General features: G+C 44.8%; 19 protein-coding genes. 14 read left to right on the plus strand and 5 right to left on the minus strand.

Features of this window, described 5'->3' with window-relative positions; translation table 11 throughout:
* Positions 1–134 precede the first annotated feature (134 nt).
* The 4 genes from pnp to UQW94_RS10865 all read left to right on the plus strand — a co-directional run bounded on the left by pnp (position 135) and on the right by UQW94_RS10865 (position 5,362).
* Positions 135–2,270: a polyribonucleotide nucleotidyltransferase gene (gene pnp, locus UQW94_RS10850; protein ID WP_005380098.1), complete on the plus strand. Its 2,136-nt coding sequence runs from the start codon at positions 135–137 to the stop codon at positions 2,268–2,270.
* Between the two features lie 178 nt (positions 2,271–2,448).
* Entirely contained in the window at positions 2,449–3,369 is a 921-nt protein-coding gene (gene nlpI, locus UQW94_RS10855) for a lipoprotein NlpI (protein ID WP_005380101.1), read from the plus strand.
* A gap of 99 nt (positions 3,370–3,468) precedes the next feature.
* Positions 3,469–3,891 carry a MarR family winged helix-turn-helix transcriptional regulator gene (locus tag UQW94_RS10860; RefSeq protein WP_005380103.1) on the plus strand — a complete coding sequence of 141 codons (423 nt, stop codon included), beginning with the start codon at positions 3,469–3,471 and terminating at the stop codon, positions 3,889–3,891.
* Between the two features lie 124 nt (positions 3,892–4,015).
* Positions 4,016–5,362, plus strand: coding sequence for an MATE family efflux transporter (locus tag UQW94_RS10865; RefSeq protein WP_238966855.1), 1,347 nt, complete (start codon positions 4,016–4,018; stop codon positions 5,360–5,362).
* A gap of 53 nt (positions 5,363–5,415) precedes the next feature.
* Here UQW94_RS10865 and UQW94_RS10870 read toward each other — a convergent pair whose 3' ends face one another.
* From UQW94_RS10870 to UQW94_RS10880, 3 genes are all read right to left on the minus strand, one after another.
* On the minus strand, positions 5,416–6,294 hold the full coding sequence (locus tag UQW94_RS10870; RefSeq protein ID WP_065275085.1) for a U32 family peptidase: 879 nt from the start codon (positions 6,292–6,294) through the stop codon (positions 5,416–5,418).
* A gap of 20 nt (positions 6,295–6,314) precedes the next feature.
* Positions 6,315–7,328 (minus strand): ubiquinone anaerobic biosynthesis protein UbiU, encoded by a 1,014-nt coding sequence (ubiU, locus tag UQW94_RS10875; protein ID WP_213870455.1) that lies wholly within the window; start codon positions 7,326–7,328, stop codon positions 6,315–6,317.
* A 133-nt stretch (positions 7,329–7,461) separates the two neighbouring features.
* Positions 7,462–9,501, minus strand: a complete 2,040-nt coding sequence (locus tag UQW94_RS10880; RefSeq protein ID WP_005380112.1) for a bifunctional diguanylate cyclase/phosphodiesterase — start codon at positions 9,499–9,501, stop codon at positions 7,462–7,464.
* Between the two features lie 363 nt (positions 9,502–9,864).
* Here UQW94_RS10880 and ubiT point away from each other — a divergent pair, with 363 nt between their 5' ends.
* Positions 9,865–10,392: a ubiquinone anaerobic biosynthesis accessory factor UbiT gene (ubiT, locus tag UQW94_RS10885; protein ID WP_005394645.1), complete on the plus strand. Its 528-nt coding sequence runs from the start codon at positions 9,865–9,867 to the stop codon at positions 10,390–10,392.
* Positions 10,376–10,879 (plus strand): GNAT family N-acetyltransferase, encoded by a 504-nt coding sequence (locus UQW94_RS10890; RefSeq protein ID WP_017820425.1) that lies wholly within the window; start codon positions 10,376–10,378, stop codon positions 10,877–10,879. The genes ubiT and UQW94_RS10890 overlap by 17 nt, the downstream gene beginning before the upstream one ends.
* Positions 10,880–10,941: 62 nt before the next feature.
* Here the strand turns inward: UQW94_RS10890 and UQW94_RS10895 are convergent, their stop codons facing one another.
* Entirely contained in the window at positions 10,942–11,388 is a 447-nt protein-coding gene (locus tag UQW94_RS10895) for a hypothetical protein (protein WP_176311148.1), read from the minus strand.
* 159 nt (positions 11,389–11,547) lie between these two features.
* On the opposite strand from UQW94_RS10895, the gene UQW94_RS10900 reads away from it, so the two are divergent.
* From UQW94_RS10900 to UQW94_RS10925, 6 genes are all read left to right on the plus strand, one after another.
* Entirely contained in the window at positions 11,548–11,946 is a 399-nt protein-coding gene (locus UQW94_RS10900) for a DNA polymerase III subunit psi (RefSeq protein ID WP_017635885.1), read from the plus strand.
* A 12-nt stretch (positions 11,947–11,958) separates the two neighbouring features.
* Complete coding sequence (gene rimI, locus UQW94_RS10905) at positions 11,959–12,414, plus strand: ribosomal protein S18-alanine N-acetyltransferase (protein ID WP_158174144.1); 456 nt, start codon at positions 11,959–11,961, stop codon at positions 12,412–12,414.
* A 285-nt stretch (positions 12,415–12,699) separates the two neighbouring features.
* Positions 12,700–14,289, plus strand: coding sequence for a peptide chain release factor 3 (gene prfC / locus UQW94_RS10910; protein ID WP_005380123.1), 1,590 nt, complete (start codon positions 12,700–12,702; stop codon positions 14,287–14,289).
* 94 nt (positions 14,290–14,383) lie between these two features.
* A complete protein-coding gene (locus tag UQW94_RS10915) occupies positions 14,384–14,581 on the plus strand; it encodes a DUF5363 family protein (protein ID WP_005380125.1) in 198 nt (65 codons plus the stop codon).
* Entirely contained in the window at positions 14,568–15,341 is a 774-nt protein-coding gene (locus tag UQW94_RS10920) for a TatD family hydrolase (protein ID WP_062730461.1), read from the plus strand. Before UQW94_RS10915 ends, UQW94_RS10920 begins: the two co-directional genes overlap by 14 nt.
* Positions 15,342–15,545: 204 nt before the next feature.
* Positions 15,546–16,829, plus strand: coding sequence for a NupC/NupG family nucleoside CNT transporter (locus UQW94_RS10925; protein WP_005380131.1), 1,284 nt, complete (start codon positions 15,546–15,548; stop codon positions 16,827–16,829).
* Between the two features lie 358 nt (positions 16,830–17,187).
* Here UQW94_RS10925 and UQW94_RS10930 read toward each other — a convergent pair whose 3' ends face one another.
* Positions 17,188–17,322, minus strand: a complete 135-nt coding sequence (locus UQW94_RS10930) for a hypothetical protein (RefSeq protein ID WP_005391675.1) — start codon at positions 17,320–17,322, stop codon at positions 17,188–17,190.
* A 90-nt stretch (positions 17,323–17,412) separates the two neighbouring features.
* Here UQW94_RS10930 and deoC point away from each other — a divergent pair, with 90 nt between their 5' ends.
* Positions 17,413–18,189: a deoxyribose-phosphate aldolase gene (gene deoC / locus UQW94_RS10935; RefSeq protein ID WP_005380133.1), complete on the plus strand. Its 777-nt coding sequence runs from the start codon at positions 17,413–17,415 to the stop codon at positions 18,187–18,189.
* 97 nt (positions 18,190–18,286) lie between these two features.
* Positions 18,287–19,615: a thymidine phosphorylase gene (gene deoA, locus UQW94_RS10940; protein WP_005380134.1), complete on the plus strand. Its 1,329-nt coding sequence runs from the start codon at positions 18,287–18,289 to the stop codon at positions 19,613–19,615.
* Positions 19,616–19,663: the final 48 nt, after the last annotated feature.

Genomic DNA, 19,663 nt, shown 5'->3' on the forward strand with positions numbered 1-19,663 from the left:
CAAAAGGTCGCGACTATTCAAAAGGAATTTCCGAGTTTCTTTTTACTAGTCGCGATTCGTAATGCCTTGAGTGTCAATTAACACATCTAAGATTTCTTTAAGCACTAAAGGAAGATTAGAAACAAGGAATAACAATGTTCGAAAAACCAGTTGTTAAAACGTTCCAGTACGGCAACCACACAGTTACTTTAGAAACTGGCGTTATTGCACGTCAAGCTACAGCAGCAGTTATGGTCACAATGGATGATACGTCTGTATTCGTATCTGTTGTAGGTAAAAAAGAAGCCGTTGCAGGTCAAGACTTCTTCCCACTAACGGTTAACTACCAAGAGCGTACTTACGCTGCGGGTAAAATCCCAGGCGGCTTCTTCAAACGTGAAGGTCGTCCTTCTGAAGGCGAAACGCTAACAGCTCGTCTAATCGACCGTCCAATCCGTCCGCTATTCCCAGACGCGTTTAAAAACGAAGTTCAGGTTATCGCGACAGTAATGTCTGTAAACCCAGATGTTCAGCCAGATATCGTTACAATGATCGGTACTTCTGCTGCTCTTGCTATCTCTGGCATTCCATTCAACGGCCCTATCGGTGCGGCGCGTGTTGGTCATATCGATGGTCAGCTTGTACTTAACCCTAGCCAAACTGAACTAGAAACTTCTAAGCTTGACCTTGTTGTTGCAGGTACAGAGTCAGCAGTACTGATGGTTGAGTCAGAAGCGGACAACCTAACTGAAGAAGAAATGCTAGCGGCGGTTGTTTATGGTCATGACCAACAACAAGTTGCTATTCAAGCTATCAACGAATTCAAAGCAGAAGTTGCAACTCCTGCTTGGGATTGGGTTGCTCCTGAAGAGAACACAGCGCTTAAAAATAAGATTGCTGATCTAGCAGAAGCTAAACTTGTTGAAGCTTACCAAATTACTGAGAAAATGGCTCGTTACGACCGCATCCATGAGATCGCTGCGGAAGTAAATGAAGTTCTTCTTGCTGAAGATCCTGAAGCAGATACAAAAGAAATCCACACTATCTTCCATGATCTAGAGAAGACAGTAGTACGTAGCCGTATTATTGCAGGTAACCCTCGTATCGATGGCCGTGAAAAAGACATGGTTCGTGCACTAGATGTACGTACTGGTGTTCTTCCTCGTACTCACGGTAGCGCGCTATTCACTCGTGGTGAAACTCAGGCGATCGTTACGGCAACGCTAGGTACTCAGCGTGATGCTCAAATCATCGATGAGCTAACTGGTGAGCGTAAAGATCACTTCCTACTGCACTACAACTTCCCTCCATACTGTGTAGGTGAAACTGGTTTTGTAGGTTCTCCTAAGCGTCGTGAAATCGGCCACGGTAAACTGGCGAAGCGTGGTATTGCTGCAGTAATGCCTTCTGTTGATGAGTTCCCATACACAGTACGTGTTGTATCGGAAATCACTGAATCTAACGGTTCATCTTCAATGGCTTCAGTATGTGGTACTTCTCTTGCGCTTATGGACGCAGGTGTACCAATCAAAGCATCTGTTGCTGGTATCGCAATGGGTCTTGTTAAAGAAGGTGACGATTTCGTTGTACTTTCTGACATCCTTGGCGATGAAGACCATCTAGGTGACATGGACTTTAAAGTAGCAGGTACTAACACTGGTATCACTGCACTTCAAATGGACATCAAGATCGAAGGCATCACTAAAGAAATCATGCAAATTGCGCTTAACCAAGCTCAAGGCGCACGTAAGCACATCCTATCTGTAATGGATGAAGCTATCTCTGGTGCTCGTGAAGACATCTCTGAATTTGCTCCGCGTATTCACACGATGAAGATCAGCGCTGAGAAGATCAAAGACGTTATCGGTAAAGGTGGTGCAGTTATCCGTGCTCTAACTGAAGAGACTGGTACAACTATCGAAATCGAAGACGACGGTACTATCAAGATTGCGGCAACTGAAGGCACTGCTGCGAAAGAAGCTATCCGCCGTATCGAAGAGATCACTGCTGAAGTGGAAGTGGGCCGTATCTACACAGGTAAAGTTGCACGTCTAGCTGACTTCGGTGCATTCGTAACGGTTCTTCCAGGCAAAGATGGTCTTGTACACATTTCTCAAATCGCAGAAAAACGCGTAGAGAAAGTGTCTGACTACCTAGCTGAAGGTCAAGAAGTTCAAGTTAAAGTTCTTGAAATCGACCGCCAAGGCCGTGTACGTCTAAGCATGAAAGAAGCGGTAGAAAAGCCAGCTGAAGAAGCTGCTGCTGAAGCACCGGCTGCTAAAGACGAGTAAGACAAAATGAGACTTTCAGCCTTTTATTAGATTAAGGGCCTGAAAGCATGTTATAAAAGGGGAGCATTTTCGCTCCCCTTTTTTGGTTTGTTTCGATGTATTAACCTCAAACGAGGTTATCGCCTATATTGCATTAAGAGAAACAAATCTTGAGCGGTCCAAACAGGAGTATCAATTAGTGAAATGGTTTCAAACCGCAATTTTATGTGTTGCTATCGCGCTGACCGGTTGTGCAAATACTTCTCAACAATCAGCACAAAAGTGGTTATATCCACCGATGGCGGTGCCACTTCAGCCTAGTGTTCAACAAGAAGTACAAATTGCGCGTCTCTCGCAGTTGCTACAACGTCCCGACCTTAGTGATGAAGTGCGCGCTAAAATGCATTATGAGCGCGGTAGCTACTACGACAGCGTTGGTTTGCGTGATCTTGCCCGTTTGGACTTTAACCAGTCTTTGCAGTTGAATCCTGCTCAGCCGGACATCTTCAATCTTTTGGGAGTATACTTTACCCAAGTAGGAGAGTTTGATGCGGCATATGAAGCGTTTGACTCGACCATAGAGTTGGCTCCTGATAATACCTATGCTGAGCGCAACCGTGCGATTGCACTGTATTATGGTGGCCGAATCGATCTCGCTTTAGAAGATATGACCAAGCATTATCAAGAAATGCCAACGGATCCTTTTCGTTCATTATGGCTGTACATCATCGAAGCTGAGCAAAATCCAGAGCAAGCAAAAGCCAATCTTCAACAGCGTTATTTACGAGATCGTAGTGAAGAGTGGGGATGGGTTCTTGTTGCTATCATGCTACGAGACGTCTCGGACGAAGACGCGCTTAAAGCAATTATGGATGGAACGAGAGAGAACTACCGCCTAGCTGAACGATTGACGGAAACGTATTTCTACCTTGGAAAGCGTAATCAGCTTGAAGGTGATATCGCAAGTGCCATCTCACTTTATAAGCTCGCGATTTCGTTCAACGTTTACGATTATGTTGAGCATCGCTATTCTTTCTTGGAGCTGGCGCAAATTTACGATCAATTACAGCAAGATAGATTGGCCAAGTTAAAGGCTGCCAAGAAGCTGGAAATTGAATGATTTAGAGCCGCTCGATGAGAGCGGCTTTTTTTATGATTGAACTTGATTAGTGACTCATTTAAAATAGTTAGTCTTGCTAACTAAGTGGTGGTGGCTTTTATGGCATTAGAAGAAAGCTTGATTGATTTAGAGCGTTTTTGCGCCAAAGCTTGGCGTGTCTATGCCAAAGAAGATCCATTATCACATCTAAGCTTTAATGAGTTCGATTATTTACGTGTGATTCAGGTTTACCCTGAGGGTGTGCGAATAACCGATCTTGCAGAAGAGCTGCAAGTGACTAAGCCTTCCGCATCGACAATGGTTGTGCGTTTGGAAAAAAAGGGTTTGGTGAAACGCATCGCATGTAATGAGGATGCTCGTGCTAAGCGTGTGTTGCTTACGGAAGAAGTCGCAGAAAAAATGTCTTTGGAGCAGGTAGTGTACAAAGATATCTCTGACCAAATGATGCAACAATTAAATCAGCAAGAAGCTGAACAGTTACAAGCTTTATTGAATAAAGCATTGAGTAATAAGTCATTTTAAACTGAAGCAAAGGCCTCAGCTGTATGGTTTAGTTTTTGTTGTTTCATCTTTCTTTTATTTAATTTAACCATTTAGTTAGCCTTGCTAATTAAATGGTTAGCTTTGCTAACTACTGGTGACAGTCATGCAAAACTCAATTTATAGACAGTTTTGGAAATATACGATTCCAACCGTCGCAGCAATGCTCGTAAACGGTTTGTATCAAATAGTTGATGGCATTTTTATTGGCCGTTATGTTGGCGCTGACGGATTAGCTGGGATCAATGTTGCGTGGCCTATTATCGGTTCGATCCTCGGTATAGGAATGATGATTGGGGTGGGGACTGGCGCGCTGACTTCGATCAAGCAAGGAGAGAACGATCATGAAGGCGCTAAGCGAATCCTAACGACCGGATTGACGTTGTTAGCGGCATTGATGCCGATCGTTGCTACAATATTGTTCTTGTTTTCGGATGAATTTATTCGCTGGCAAGGTGCGGAAGGGCGAGTGTTTGAACTTGCGCTGCAATATTTGCATATTCTGATTGTCGCGTGCGTATTCACGTTGGGTTCTATCGCAGTTCCGTTTTTATTACGCAATGACGACAGCCCGAACTTAGCAACGATTTTGATGGTCATCGGTGCCGTTATTAACATTGTATTAGACTACGTATTTATTGCTTGGTTGGAGTGGGAATTAACCGGAGCCGCTATTGCCACTGCACTTGCACAATTAGTGGTCACTGTGCTCGGTATTGGTTACTTCTTTACTTCAAAAGCAACATTACGCCTTCGTATCCGCGACTTCAAAGTTCAGGTTGATGCTGCACCAAAGATTATCATGATAGGTACATCAAGTTTCTTTATGTACGCCTACGGCTCTGTGATGGTGGCACTGCACAACGCGTTATTTGCTCAATACGGAAGTGCAATGTTGATTGGAGCGTACGCCATTTTGGGGTACATCGTGACGGTTTACTATCTGATAGCCGAAGGTATTGCGAATGGTATGCAGCCTTTAGTGAGCTTCAACCACGGTGCACGTAATCAGGAGAACATCAGAAAGTTATTAAAGGTCGCGATGGGGACATCTGTGCTTGGTGGGGTGGCATTCGTTGTTTTGATGAACCTTTTCCCGTACGAACTGGTTGCGGTGTTTAATAATGCTGACCAACAGTTGATTGATAGCACCGTGATCGGGATTCGTTTACACATGTTTGCGTTGTTCTTAGATGGTTTTTTAGTTGTGGCGGCCGCGTACTATCAATCAGTAAACAAAGGCAGCAAAGCCATGTTTGTAACACTAGGCAACATGCTGGTCCAGTTGCCATTCTTATTCATTATGCCGAAACTTTTCGGCGTGACAGGCATTTGGTTAGCTTTCCCATTGTCTAACATTGCATTGAGTTTGGTCGTGATCAGTATGTTGTGGCGAGATGTGAAAAAGCTGCTTAATGAGAGTTCTGTCGAACCAACAGTGCAAGCCTGTTAACAATGGCTGATAGAGAAAAGCGAGGTTGGGCCTCGCTTTTCTTTTTTGGGGAGCTAAATGTTTTTTACTTCTAAGCCAGCTAGCTGATGCCAATAGCCATTGCATTGGCGGCTTTCAAGTTTTTCAGGGTTGTCGCCGTGCTCGTTTGAGCGAAAATGCTCTAACTCAGAAAGTGTACTCACACCGAGAGGGCTTAATCGGACCACATCAACCAGGCCTTGCATACTTGGTAAGTCATTGATCAGGTTATAACAATACCCTGATTGCGTTTGAATGCCGTTAAGGTTAAAGACTTCTTGTCCTTCTTGGCTGCTGACCTGGATACCCGTAGGGTATTTGATACAGCAGGTTTCGCAATCGTCTTTCGCTCGGTTTTCAGCTCGGGCTGTGAAACAGCGAGCGGAATACGCTAAAGGCAAATAACCGTGGCTAAATACCTCAACTTCAAACTTGTTACGAATACCAAGCTCGTCACACTGAACCAAAGTATCGTTTAACCATTCGCGAGAGAGCTCGACAGGCATGCACCAACGCATCATACCTTGCTTCAAAAATAAGTTGAGCGTGTGTGCGTTATAAGTATTGATTGCAGGGCCAACGACGAAAGGCACTTTATGCTCTGATGCCAATTGAACAGCAGATACGTCATTTGCTTCAATCGCGAAGTCACCGTTGTCGATGTACTTCTTCATTATGTTTACTTCACTCGGAGCTTCTAGTAGTGCCATTGTTGATAGCACCACTTGCTTGCCAGATGCAGACAGCTCTTTTGCGATTTCAAGCCAATGCGAAGGCTTCATTTCTCGACGTTTTGAACATACGGTTTCCCCAAGATAGATGATGTCCGCGGAGCTTGATTTCGCTTGTTCATAAAACGCTTCGATGTCTTGTTTTGGCCAGAAGTACAACAGCGGGCCAAGCGCGTATTTCATTGAATTATCCATCTTAACCTCTACTGCCATTTGCGGTGATAAGCACCAAGTGTGGTCTGCGTACCTTCAGACACGTTTGCCAATGCGGCATCCCAAGCCGCTTCGACTTGATAAGCTTCTGGGTTTGCTTGGTAACGTTCAATCGCGGCTCGCCATGTTCGAGTGACTTGTTCTACGTAAGCTGGGCTACGTTGGCGACCTTCAATTTTTACAGACGCCACATTTGCAGCAAATAGTTCTGGCAGCATAGAGAGGGTGTTCAAACTGGTTGGTTCTTCCAGTGCGTGGTAGCGTTTTTTCTCGCCTTCGATTTCTGCTTCGAAACGACCTTTACACAAGGTAGGGTAGCCCGCATTTTCACCGGTGCTGTAGCGATCGATCAAAATGTCGTTAAGGCGGGATTCCAGACCATTTTCTGTTTCTTGCCAGCGAACGTACTTAGCTGGAGAGCATGCTCCTACAGTGTTTGGAGACTCGCCTGTCATATATGACGATAGGTAGCAGCGACCTTCAGACATGATGCAAAGGCTACCAAAAGCAAAGACTTCTAACTCGACATCGCTAGTGATGTTGCGTGAAAGCTGTTTGACCTGATGAATCGATAAAACGCGAGGTAATACTACCCGTTTTACGTTGAAGTTTTGTTTGTAAAAATCAATGGCTGCGACGTTGGTCGCTGATGCTTGCACTGAAAGGTGTAGTTCCAGATCGGGATATTTGCGAGCCGCGTACTCCAGCACTGCAATGTCTGCAACAATCAGCGCGTCTACACCCAGTGCCGCTGCATTGTCTACTGCGTTCGTCCAGCGCTCGAAGCCATTGGGATGAGCGAAGGTATTCAACGCGACATGAATTTTTTTATTGCGGTCATGAACGTATTGCACCGCTTTTTCTAATTTCTTGCCGTTAAAGTTGAGGCCAGCAAAGTGACGGGCGTTGGTATCATCTTTGAAACCAATGTAGACGGCATCGGCACCGCAATCAATCGCAGTTTTTAACGCAGGCAGGTTACCCGCGGGACACAAGAGTTCCATATGCTCACAATCATTGAGAATAAAAAGGTGTCCGCATTTTATGAAGAATTATGAATAGCGAAATTGACCTAAGTTAGGTTTAGCTCAATAAAGTCGATATTTACCCCTTGCGAGTAAGGGTATCGGGTCGGGGTTAGTTCTTGTGACGACGATTCTGTACAAACAGCTCTTCAATTTCATGTTTTGGCTGCGGGCGATAAAAATGGAATCCTTGAATCGCATTACATTGAAGGTTAGAGAGCAAAGTAGCTTGCTGGTGGGTTTCCACCCCCTCGGCAACGACAGTTAAGTCGAGCGACTTACCCAGATTAATGATGTTTTCAATCACAGTGACTTGTTTCGGTAGTGTGTCGATATCATTAATAAAAGCGCGGTCGATTTTTAGCTCGTCAATAGGGAAACGCGCTAAGTAGGAAAGAGAAGAGTAGCCGGTACCAAAGTCATCGATAGAGAGAGCGAAGCCAAGCTTTTTAATCGCATTCAACATCTGCAGTGTATGTTCGCTATCACTCATCACGGCACTTTCGGTTAGCTCGAAGGTAATGCAGCTTGGATCAAGCTCGGTAGTGCGAAGCAGCTTTTCCATAAAGTCGATCAGCTGTGGGTTGCCAAATTGCTCGGGAGAGAGGTTGATGGCGACACGGCCTGGCAGTATGCCTTGTTGCTTCCAACGTTTTACCGTATTGAAAACATCACGCATCACGACACGTCCAAGGTGTTCGATTAACCCAGCGCGCTCGGCGACAGGAATGAATGAGCCAGGACTAATGTACCCTTCGACTGGATGCTTCCAACGAACGAGCGCTTCTGCGCCGTTGATACTGAAGTCTCGCGCGTTAACCTTAGGTTGATACCACACTTCCAAACCGTTCTGCTGCAATGCTTTTTGCAGTTCGATTTCAAGCCACAAACGCATACGCGCTTCTTTGTTCATTTGATCGTTAAATTTGATCAGACGATTTCTACCACGATCTTTGGCTTCATACATCGCAGTATCGGCATTTTGTAGTAGGATTCGTGCATCTTGTCCGTCTTCAGGGTATCGAACGCTACCAATTGAACAGGCAAGGCGTTTGCTGAAGTGGTGCAAGTCGAAAGGTTGGTTGATCAACGAGATAATGCGATCGGACAAAATTTCAGCCATGCGGGTATTTTCTGGCTCCGGCAGAATGACGCCAAACTCATCGCCACCCAAATGACCAATAATCGCTTGGTTTGGTAGTAACCGTTTAAGACGGGCCGATACCTCTTGAATCACTTTATCGCCAATATGGTGACCAAGTGAGTCATTAATGTTTTTGAAGTTATCGATATCCAAATAGAACACCAGAAGCGGTGTTTGCTTTTTGATCAGCTGTTCCAAACGTTTGGTGAAGCCAAAGCGGTTGTAGAGTTTGGTGAGCGAGTCAATGTGTATGTCTTCATTCGATGCAGAAGACAGGTTTTTGGGCGCATCATCAGCATCTTGGATTAGGATAATTTGAGATTCGCTACCTAATATCGCCGTGGAATCCGCGTGTAGCTGAACTTTCCGTTCAAAGCCGCATCTTGCACTGGTTAAGCAGACAAAAGGTTTGTCAGAAATTAATGTACTCAATCGATGACTAAATACCTTTTTACTGTTTTCATCGATGAATAAACGACTTAGCTCTTCGCCCAACAATTCATGAGGAGAGTTAAGTCCGAGAAGGCGCGCTGATGCGGGGTTCGCAGAGATGACAATATCATCCTCGATAAGCAGTAAGCCGTCTGGTAGCAGTTGTGTTAACTTCGCAAACTTACTTTCGGACTCTTCTAAGGAGCGAACGAGTATCTGCTTTTCTGAAGTATCGACAGCGTGAAAAACAACAAAGCGAATGTCGTTACCTTCAAAAACTGGCGAAAGACTAAAGTGAAGGCTGGTTTCAAGGTCGGTTTCATCGAGCGTGATTTCGGCTTCGACATGTGCCCCTTTGAACGCGCGCTGATAGTATGGTGCAAGCTTCTTATAAAACTGCTCACCCAGCACTTGGCAATCGTTTAAGCCGACGATTTCCTCATGACTTAAACCTGCGATATCGCAGTAACGGTCACTTACCATTCGATAATTGTGTTTTTTATCAAGAATGGCAAAGAAGAAAGGGCTATTTGAGGTTAGCGTGGCAAACCAATGTTTTAATTGCTGGGAAGGCATTAGGGTATTACCGATCTCCAATGAGCCAGATTATTCGTCCGTGTATAAAAAGCGACACCCTGATAAGCCTGCGGCGGTCTACCACCAAGCTAAAGTGTTACCTGCCATTAAAGGGCTCGCGGTTTTAGCTGTGCAGTCGACAATCACATGGATACGCTCAGATAACTATAACTTTGAAAATACGGTTGTAAAAGTGTTTATCCACCTGTTCGCATCAATAATACACGTAAGTTCAAAAAAAGAAGCGTTAGTGAACAATAAACCACCAATCTAAAATAAGCACTTTATTGATACATAACAGTAATCTCATCGCCACGATTGCTTAATATAAGCAACCTAATGACAAAGTAACGGATAATGAACGTGTTAAACAAGATTCGCAGTCAACTAGTAAAGAACGCAGCTAATATTTTGCGTTCTCCAGTCCAGTTATTACCACAGCCAATTCAGCAAAAAGCGTTGCTGGAAGGGCTAAAAATGGTGTTTAAAGAAGCCTTGGAAGATGGTGACTTTGAGTTCCTTGAAGACAAGTGGTTAAAAGTTGCGATTAAAGACTTGAACTTAGCATGGTACATCAGCTATCAAGACGAAAAATTGGTGGTAGCTGAAAAACCAGTTCAGGAAGATGTGAGTTTTAGTGGTAATCTAAACGACCTAGTACTGATTGCTGGTCGTAAAGAAGACCCTGACACACTGTTCTTCCAACGTCGCCTTTCAATTGAAGGTGATACTGAGCTTGGCTTAGAAGTGAAAAACTTAATGGACAGTGTCGACTTAGAGCAGTTACCGAAAGCAATGCAAGTCGCTTTGAATCAATTGGCTGATTTTGTTCAGAAAGGAGTTCAAGCGCCTGCACAACCAACCGGAGTAGCGAATGCTTATTCGAACTGAAGCCCCAGCGGACATTCTTACCATTGACCGCTTATTGAAACACGCCTTCCCGACGGAAGCTGAAGCTGAGCTTGTGATGCGTTTGCGCGAAAACAGCAAATTCACGCTTTCCTTAGTCGCGTGTACAGATGAGGGAGAGGTGATAGGCCATGCTTTATTTAGCCCTGTGACCTTAAATGGTGAAGATTTGTCATGGCAAGGGCTAGCGCCATTAGCTGTTCATGAAGATTACCGTCGCCAAGGCATCGCTGCAGAGTTGATCAAAGAAGGTTTTGATTCACTGCGTGATTTTGGCTATCCAGTGTGTGTGGTGTTGGGCGATCCTGATTATTACGCGCGCCAGGGTTTTCAATCATGCGACGAGATGGGCTTTGAATGTGCTTGGGATGTCCCTAAAGGTGCATTTCGAATCGCAGAGTTGGTCGAAGGTCAATGTGCCGGACGCTCCGGACGTATAGACTATGCGCCAGAGTTTTCTGAACTGTAAATGAAAGAAGCCCACGACTATGTGGGCTTCTTTCTTATTCACTGAAAACTGAGATAGGGAGGTTACGATGACGGGTTACTTTTCTTTTTGCCCCAGACCTCTATTTTCGCTTTTTTACTTACCCCTAGCAGGCTAAGTTTTGTGCTTCCCCAGCTACTGTAAGTCATTTCAATCTGTTTTAGCTTGGCTTCTTTTGTACCTGGAAGGCTCCAGGCACGAGTCGACAATCCGCTTGTTAGTACGCCCATCGAGGAAAGCTTTTTCTCACTACCATCTGTCATGACGACTTTTAAACCATTAATGTCTACCGTTCCTTGCACACATTTTAGTTTTATTTTACTGAAGCTTCGGTTTCGGAATAGACTATTTGGTGTCACGGTATCTGTTTCTGTATGAAAGTTAACGGTTTTCGTTGCAATCAGCTCCCACTCATCGCTGTTATTAGCAAAAACACTCATGCTGGTGGCGGCTACCAGTGTGCAAAGCAGTAGCGTATTTAAGAATTTCATAATGTACCTCATATGTCATACCCAATGTGTGGCCGTTGGCAAAACGCTATGTTAAGGAATATCCAAATCATCTCATTGTGTTCAGGTGTTCCTTGAAGTCCTTTAGGTATAATCGCGATAATTTGATAGGATTGCCCTCGTTCAAATAGGTGACGGAAAATGTCAATTAACGAGAAACAGTATTTACGTGAAATGGGGATCAGCACATGGGAGCTGGTACACCCTGAAAGACTGGAAGGCTATCAATCGCCATTATTGGATTTGCAAAGTTCATGTAAACTCCTATTGGTATCGCCAATATGTCCAGAAAACGAGACGGCATTGATGTTTGAGCGCGTATTAAAAAGCATTAAGCTCACGCTTGATGATGCGCTACACCTAGAGCCTGAGCGCTTATCCATGCTGGGTGAACATCAGCTAGAGTGGGTGTGGTTTGCAGGCTGTGAGGCTGATAAAAGCATCAAGGCAAAGCACCTGACCTCGCCACTATTACAAGATATTGATGGTAATAACGAACAGCGCCGCGCATTGTGGCAACAAATCTGTTCGTACTCTTAACGGAGCTAATGCGTGACAATTGAAATTACGCCGATGTGTGCAGATCACCTCGACCAAGTTTGGCAAATCGAGCAGCAAGCACATTCTCACCCTTGGGCCGAATCTTTGGTTCGTGACTTATCCAGTCGCGGTGCTTGCCATCATGTGATGCTGGAAGGCTCTCAAGTGGTTGGTTACTTCTATGGACAGAATATTGTTGGAGAAGTGACACTATTAAATATTGCAGTAGCGCCTTCTCAACAGGGCAGAGGGCTAGGGCAAAAATTGCTGGACGCGTTTATTGAACACTGTGAACAAGCCAAAGCAGAGAGTGCTTGGTTAGAAGTGCGTGAAAGTAATCACCCAGCTATCCATATTTATGAGCAAGCAGGTTTTAATGAAGTGGACCGTCGTTACAACTATTACCCAGCTAAATCGGGAAATGGTAAGGAAGACGCCATTATCATGAGTTACTTATTTTTGAGTTAGTTTTAGGCCGTTACTAATTACCTCATCAACACTTATGCTTTAAATGCGTATCCGGATTCGAGGCTTTTGAATATGTAATAATAATTTTTTGAATTTTTACATCTCTTTGTGTGGAGCTGGCTCTCCCTTGTTAGTTGCAGGTAAAGGCTGGTGAGCCGAGTAAATTCAGTTCATGTCTTTCCAGTTTGCTAGCACAGCGATAATAAGCGAGAATACCGCACAATATCGAATAGTAGATATGCTTGCCTATTTTGTGAGCATGAAAGTAATTTAGAAGATTAACTAATGTCAAATCCCCTTTTTTTAGGCGAAGTGTCTAAGCGCAGAACGTTCGCTATTATTTCTCACCCGGATGCGGGTAAAACCACCATTACTGAAAAAGTCCTTTTATTCGGAAACGCGATCCAAAAAGCAGGTACGGTTAAAGGTCGTGGTAACGCACAGCACGCAAAATCAGACTGGATGGAAATGGAAAAAGAACGTGGTATCTCGGTAACCACTTCTGTAATGCAGTTCCCTTACAATGACTGTCTGGTAAACCTACTTGATACGCCTGGACACGAAGACTTCTCGGAAGATACATACCGTACGTTAACGGCAGTAGACTCGTGTTTGATGGTTATCGATGCGGCGAAAGGTGTCGAGGATCGTACACGTAAGCTGATGGAAGTAACGCGTCTGCGTGACACGCCAATCGTAACCTTCATGAACAAACTTGACCGTGACGTTCGTGATCCAATGGAAGTATTGGACGAGGTAGAAAACGAGTTGGGCATGATGTGTGCGCCAATTACATGGCCAATCGGCTGTGGTAAAGAATTTAAAGGTGTGTACCACATTCACCGTGATGAAACGATTTTATACGAATCAGGTCACGGTCATGAGATTCAAGAAGTTCGAATCATCAAAGGTCTCGACAACCCAGAGCTTGATGAAAAAGTTGGTGCAGGCCTTGCGGAAAGTGTTCGAGAAGAGCTTGAGCTTGTCATGGGTGCTTGCCCTGAGTTTGATTTGGAAATGTTCTTAACCGGTGATCTTACGCCAGTTTACTTCGGTACTGCATTAGGTAACTTTGGTGTGGATCATATGCTAGACGGTCTAACTGAATGGGCCCCAGCGCCGAAAACTCGTCAAGCGGTTGAACGTGAAGTTGAAGCGACCGAAGAGAAGTTCTCTGGTTTCGTATTTAAGATCCAAGCGAACATGGACCCAAAACACCGCGACCGTATCGCATTCATGCGTATTGTATCGGGCACTTACACGCAAGGTATGAAGATGAACCACGTTCGTCTTGGCAAGCAAGTGAGTATCTCTGATGCAGTAACCTTTATGGCTGGTGACCGTGCACGTGCAGAACACGCTTACGCCGGTGACATCATTGGTCTACACAACCACGGCACTATTCAGATTGGTGATACCTTTACGCAAGGTGAATCACTGAAGTTCTCTGGTATTCCGAACTTCGCTCCGGAACTATTCCGTCGTATTCGCCTGAAAGATCCATTAAAGCAGAAGCAGCTTCTCAAAGGTTTGGTTCAGCTATCAGAAGAAGGTGCGGTACAGGTATTCCGTCCTCTACAGAACAACGATCTGATCGTTGGTGCCGTTGGTGTACTTCAGTTCGATGTTGTTGTGGCTCGTTTGAAATCTGAGTATAACGTTGAAGCGATTTATGAAGGCATTAACGTTGCAACTGCTCGTTGGGTTGAGTGTGGTGATGCGAAGAAACTGGATGAGTTCCAACGCAAGAATCAAGCGAACTTAGCATTGGATGGTGGTGATAACCTAACGTATATCGCTCCAACAATGGTTAACTTAAACTTGGCGAAAGAGCGTTTCCCTGACGTTGATTTCCGTGCGACGCGTGAGCACTAATTTGCGCGGTTAGGGTAAGCCTTAACGCAAACTAGATTTTAAAACGCCCTTGGCTATAAACTTAGCCAAGGGCGTTTTTATATAAGGATAAGATATGAATTGGTTTAAACGTGGGCTAAAGCGTTACGACAACTGGTGTAAAGAGATGGGGTTAACTCCCGATCAGAAACGCAGTTGTGTCCCATATCGAAAAGACCCTGCCCATCAAACTGAAGAGAAGAGTGAAGCCCAACCATCCTCTGATTTTCTGCCCGCAGATACAGATAAAAAGCGTCAAGATGAAGCTCTTTGATACGCACTGCCACTTTGATTTTGATGTGTTTCAAGATGACTTTGCGCATCAACTTGAGCTTGCTCAAACGCAAGGCGTCGCAAGAATTTTGATTCCTTCCGTCGGTCCGCAAAACTGGGCTCGTATTCAAACTTTGGCAGAGCAACATGCCAATTTGTATTATGCGCTCGGCTTTCATCCGTATTTTCTTGAAGATAACGTTGAGCAGCACCTTACAGAGCTAGAAGGCTATCTAAATCAAAAAGGACCACAGTGCGTAGCAATAGGAGAGTGTGGTTTAGATTTTGCCATTGATGTTTATCCACAGTTGCAAGAAAAGATACTTGAAGTTCAATTTGAGCTGGCTAGACGCTTCGAACTCCCAGTTATTTTACATAGCCGAAAAGCGCACAATCGCCTCATTCAAATGGTGAAATCGGCGAATCTCCCTAGAGGTGGTGTGCTACACGCTTTTTCTGGGAGTTATCAGCAAGCCATGGAGTGGGTCAAATTAGGTTTTTTTATCGGTGTAGGAGGAACGATTACCTACCCAAGAGCCAAGAAAACACGCGACGCAATTCAAAAATTACCACTCGAAAACCTAGTAATCGAAACAGACGCACCAGATATGCCTATACTTGGATATCAAGGGGAGTCAAATCACCCAGCCAAACTCATTCACGTCTTTAATGAGCTCGTAGAGTTGCATAACGGCCGAAAGCAATCGATTGCCTCTCAACTGTGGAAAAATAGCAATTTTGCTTTCTCGATATGTGAATAAAATCTAAAGATGTGGTTTGAAATCGAAAACGTTTTCCTGCTTATTGTGAATTAACTCACAAAGCTGGTTGAATCAATCATGAATCTTATAGGAAAGTGTGAGGCTGGCATTACTTTAATTGATTCTGCATGAGTATAATTGCCCCCGCTTTATAGCTCCATTTTGTAACACGCCAATAAATAACTTATAAGGAAGTCATAAACTATGAGCCTGTTTATGAGCCTAATCGGTATGGTAGTGCTTCTTGCGATTGCAGTGGCATTTTCTAACAACCGAAAAGCTATCAACTTTAGAACTGTGGGTGGCGCATTCGCTATCCAATTCGCATTAGGTGCATTTGTTCTGTATGTACCTTGGGGCCGTGATCTACTAAACGGTTTCTCTTCAGGTGTTTCTAACGTTATCAACTACGGTAACGATGGTTCATCATTCCTGTTCGGTGGTCTTGTTTCTGACAAGATGTTCGAAGTATTCGGCGGCGGCGGTTTCATCTTCGCATTCCGTGTTCTTCCTACACTGATCTTCTTCTCTGCACTGATTTCAGTTCTTTACTACATTGGCGTTATGCAATGGGTTATCAAGATTCTTGGTGGCGCACTACAAAAAGCGCTAGGCACTTCGCGTGCGGAATCAATGTCAGCTGCAGCTAACATCTTCGTAGGTCAAACTGAGGCACCTCTAGTTGTTCGTCCATTCGTTCCAAAAATGACTCAATCAGAGCTATTCGCGGTAATGTGTGGTGGTCTAGCTTCTGTTGCTGGTGGTGTACTAGCTGGTTACGCATCTATGGGTGTTCCACTAGAGTACCTAGTTGCGGCATCATTCATGGCAGCACCAGGTGGTCTACTGTTCGCTAAAATCCTTCACCCTGAGACTGACCAGCCTCACGAAAGTATCGAAGAAGCGATGGACGGCGGTGACGACAAACCAGTTAACGTAATCGACGCAGCTGCGGGCGGTGCGGCTTCTGGTCTACAACTTGCGCTTAACGTAGGTGCAATGCTAATCGCATTCGTTGGTCTAATCGCGCTAATCAACGGTATGCTAGGTGGCATCGGTGGTTGGTTCGGCATGCCAGAACTAACACTAGAGCTAATTCTAGGTTACGCGTTCTCTCCACTAGCATTCCTAATCGGTGTTCCATGGGCAGAAGCTGTAACAGCTGGTTCATTCATTGGTCAGAAAATCGTAGTGAACGAATTCGTTGCTTACTTGAACTTCACACCATACCTAGGTGAAAACGCTCAAGTAATCGCGGCAACTGGTGAAGTAATGTCTGAGAAGACAACAGCTATCATCTCATTCGCACTATGTGGTTTCGCGAACCTTTCTTCTATTGCGATTCTACTTGGTGGTCTAGGTAGCCTTGCACCAAACCGTCGTAGTGACATCGCTCGCATGGGTGTTAAAGCAGTTCTTGCAGGTACGTTGTCTAACCTTATGGCAGCGACAATTGCAGGCTTCTGCTTAAGCCTTGCAGCACTATAATTAGAATCGGTTCTTAATATATAGACGCCGTTTTACATCATGCCCTGTAGCAAGAGATTGCTGCGGGGCATTTTTCGTTTTTCGGGCTCCAAAATTTCATCGGGTGTTTGCCTTAGTCGAGGTATTACGCAGTCAATGGAATAGGGGCTAGGAAATTTTGAGATACAAACCGTTTGCGCTCCATTTGGTGCTACAGTTTTGCGGTGAAACTCTATAATGTATTAATCACAGGATAGTGGTTAAGCTTGATTCTTAATCACGTAATGAATATTACATAATCGATGGGCAAATGAATTGCCCTGCAATATCAGATCTAATAGGCGTTTTGCTTTGTGATGTGATATTAAAGACACCGCAATCATAGATTGTTGTGCCATAGGCCAAACTGGTACTGTGCGGTGACAAGGATAGCAATTGGCATATGATAAATTTTCGCTGTATATGCCGAGTCTTCAGGGAACCAAGTCCGTTCATTAATAGACTGTTTAGCCATTTACTCACATTGTCTCGACTTGTTGATTATAGTTAAAGACGTGATGTAAGGCTGAGTAGTGAATTTTTTGAATATTGATCGGAGATAGAAATGAGCGATTTAAAAGCAGCAGCGCTACGTGCACTTAAACTTATGGACCTAACTACGTTGAATGATGATGACACTGATGCAAAAGTGATCTCACTATGTCATGACGCGAAAACAGCAGTAGGCAACACAGCTGCAATTTGTATTTACCCTCGCTTTATTCCTATTGCTAAGAAGACACTTCGTGAGCAAGGTACGCCAGAGGTTCGTATTGCAACAGTAACGAACTTCCCACATGGTAACGACGACATTGAAATCGCAGTTGCTGAAACAAAAGCGGCGGTTGCTTACGGTGCAGACGAAGTTGACGTAGTTTTTCCTTACCGCGCGCTAATGGCGGGTGATGAGAAAGTAGGCTTCGAACTAGTTAAGCAATGTAAAGAAGCTTGTGGTGACATTCTTCTTAAAGTGATCATCGAAACAGGTGAACTAAAAGAAGAAGCACTAATCAAGAAAGCATCTCAAATCTGTATTGAAGCAGGTGCTGACTTCATTAAAACTTCAACTGGTAAAGTGCCAGTAAACGCAACACCAGAATACGCTCGCATGATGCTTGAAGTTATTCGCGACATGGGTGTTGCAGAAACTGTTGGTTTCAAACCAGCAGGTGGTGTGCGCACTGCTGAAGACGCAGCAGCATACCTAGCAATGGCTGACGAAATCCTAGGTGACAACTGGGTTGATGCTCGTCACTACCGTTTTGGTGCGTCTAGCCTGCTAACCAACCTACTAAATACATTAGAAGTATCGGACGACGTCGCTGATCCAACAGCGTACTAATTCCAATAATGCGTCTGAACGGTAGCACCTAAACGGGTGCTACCAAACCTCTTCTATCCTACTACAACCATGGCTCAAAAGAGCTTGGGAGGCACTAATGTATTTACCACAAGAAATCATTCGTAAAAAACGTGACGGCGAAGTCCTAACCGCCGACGAAATCAACTTCTTTATTCAAGGCGTAGCGAACAACACGGTATCTGAAGGTCAGATTGCGGCGTTTGCTATGACGATTTTCTTTAATGAAATGACCATGGATGAGCGCATCGCCTTAACGTGTGCAATGCGTGATTCGGGCATGGTTATCGACTGGAGCCACATGAACTTCGGTGGTCCAATTGTCGACAAACACTCAACCGGTGGTGTGGGTGACGTAACTTCTTTAATGCTTGGCCCAATGGTGGCAGCGTGTGGCGGTTTCGTACCTATGATCTCTGGCCGCGGTCTTGGTCATACAGGCGGTACGCTGGATAAACTTGAATCTATCCCTGGTTACAACATTACGCCGAGCAACGATGTTTTTGGTCAAGTAACCAAAGACGCTGGTGTGGCGATCATCGGTCAAACTGGTGACCTTGCTCCTGCGGATAAGCGTGTTTACGCGACTCGTGATATTACCGCAACGGTAGACAATATCTCCCTGATTACGGCGTCGATCCTTTCTAAGAAACTGGCGGCGGGTCTGGAATCGCTAGTGATGGACGTAAAAGTGGGTTCAGGTGCATTTATGCCAACTTACGAAGCGTCTGAAGAGCTAGCAAAATCAATCGTTGCGGTAGCAAACGGTGCTGGCACTAAGACTACGGCAATTCTTACGGACATGAACCAAGTATTGGCGTCTTCAGCGGGTAACGCAGTGGAAGTTCGTGAAGCGGTTCGTTTCTTAACGGGTGAATACCGTAACCCTCGTCTACTTGAAGTGACCATGGCTTCATGTGCTGAAATGTTAGTACTTGGCAAGCTTGCTGAGAACACAGAAGACGCACGCGCAAAACTGATGGAAGTGCTGGATAACGGCAAAGCGGCTGAGTGCTTCGGCAAGATGGTTGCCGGCTTAGGCGGCCCAGCAGACTTCGTAGAAAACTACGACAACTACTTAGAAAAAGCAGAAATCATCAAGCCAGTTTACGCAACAGAAACGGGCATTGTCTCTGCAATGGATACACGTGCTATCGGCATGGCTGTGGTTGCTATGGGTGGTGGTCGTCGAGTTGCTACTGATGAAATCGACTACGCAGTTGGTTTCGACGAGTTCATCCGCCTAGGTGAGGTTGCAGACAGTGATAAACCTCTTGCGGTCATCCACGCTCGCACTGAAGAGCAATGGGAAGAAGCGGCAAAAGCACTGCGCAGTGCAATCAAAGTAGGTGGTGAATACACACCAACTCCAGAGGTTTACCGCCAAATTCGTGCAGAAGATATCTAATAGAACAAGTAATTACACAAGGCCTACTCAACCATAATAAAAAGCCGA

Source organism: Vibrio sp. PBL-C16 (assembly GCF_034321865.1).
In the GTDB taxonomy this organism is placed as follows: Bacteria; Pseudomonadota; Gammaproteobacteria; order Enterobacterales; family Vibrionaceae; genus Vibrio; species Vibrio alginolyticus.